Here is an 879-nt window from a genome sequence, read left to right on the forward strand (position 1 = left end):
AACTTGCTTTCCAGCGTGGCTGTTTTCATTACGTTTTTCATGCCTTTCTGTTTTTAATAGTTGAAGAAAACAACCGGAGGAACTTTCTCCGGCTGATGATGTAGCGGGGATGGCTGCGCAGCGCATGGAGTTTCATAAGCCCCCATTCGCCGTATTTCGTGTTCATGCTGAAGGTCGCCCAGACCAGCACCAATGCGGAGATGACCCCGAAACCGATGCAGACCCACTGGCCTATGCCTGCCATGTACATGATGACGAACACCACGAACAGGGCGAGCAACCCTCCGGCAAAGATGAACAGGTACTGGCTCTTGAGTCCCTTGAACTCCGGGCTGCGACCGATTCCCTTGTTGACAGGATACTTCGCCATATTACAGGAAGAATGAACGTAAGATGGTGGCAGCCACAATCAGGAAGATACACGCACCGAACCAGCTGGCGGCGGTCTTTGAAGTGTCCGGGTCACCCGACGAGAACTTGGAATATACCTTCACGCCCCCGATAAGGCCGATAACGGCGCCGATGGCGTAAATCAACTTGGTTCCGGGATCGAAATACGAAGTGACCATGTTGGTCGCTTCCGAGATACCGGCGATACCGTTGCCTTGGGCGAAAGCCCCCATTGAAACCAGCAGCGTCATGGCTGCCAAAAAGAATCTTTTTTTCATGTGTCGAAACTTTTAATTGGTGAGACAAAAATGATTTCGACTGCGAATATATAGTGCTTAATCCATTGATTTACAAACTGTACGACTTGTGACACCTTATGACGTCACGTTACATCGGCAAGGGGTTTTCAAGCATTCAAAAAGGGTTTTCCCGGCAATATGAAACAGTAAAAACAGGGATAAGGAGAAAGCGGCATTTCATTTCTTCCGG

General features: G+C 49.3%; 2 protein-coding genes. Both read right to left on the reverse strand.

Going from position 1 to position 879, the window contains the following annotated elements:
- Positions 1–37 precede the first annotated feature (37 nt).
- Positions 38–370, reverse strand: a complete 333-nt coding sequence (locus ACESQI_RS24120) for a DUF4133 domain-containing protein (protein ID WP_005832146.1) — start codon at positions 368–370, stop codon at positions 38–40.
- A 1-nt stretch (position 371) separates the two neighbouring features.
- Positions 372–668, reverse strand: a complete 297-nt coding sequence (locus ACESQI_RS24125; RefSeq protein WP_005832149.1) for a DUF4134 domain-containing protein — start codon at positions 666–668, stop codon at positions 372–374.
- Positions 669–879: the final 211 nt, after the last annotated feature.

The organism is Bacteroides sp. HPS0048 (assembly GCF_964240755.1).
GTDB classification, from domain to species: domain Bacteria; phylum Bacteroidota; class Bacteroidia; order Bacteroidales; family Bacteroidaceae; genus Bacteroides; species Bacteroides nordii.

What these genes read in the sequence shown, in the direction of transcription:
- ACESQI_RS24125 (WP_005832149.1), bottom strand. Translation starts at nt 668, where the DNA reads ATGAAAAAAAGATTCTTTTTGGCAGCCATGACGCTGCTGGTTTCAATG.
- ACESQI_RS24120 (WP_005832146.1), bottom strand. Translation starts at nt 370, where the DNA reads ATGGCGAAGTATCCTGTCAACAAGGGAATCGGTCGCAGCCCGGAGTTC.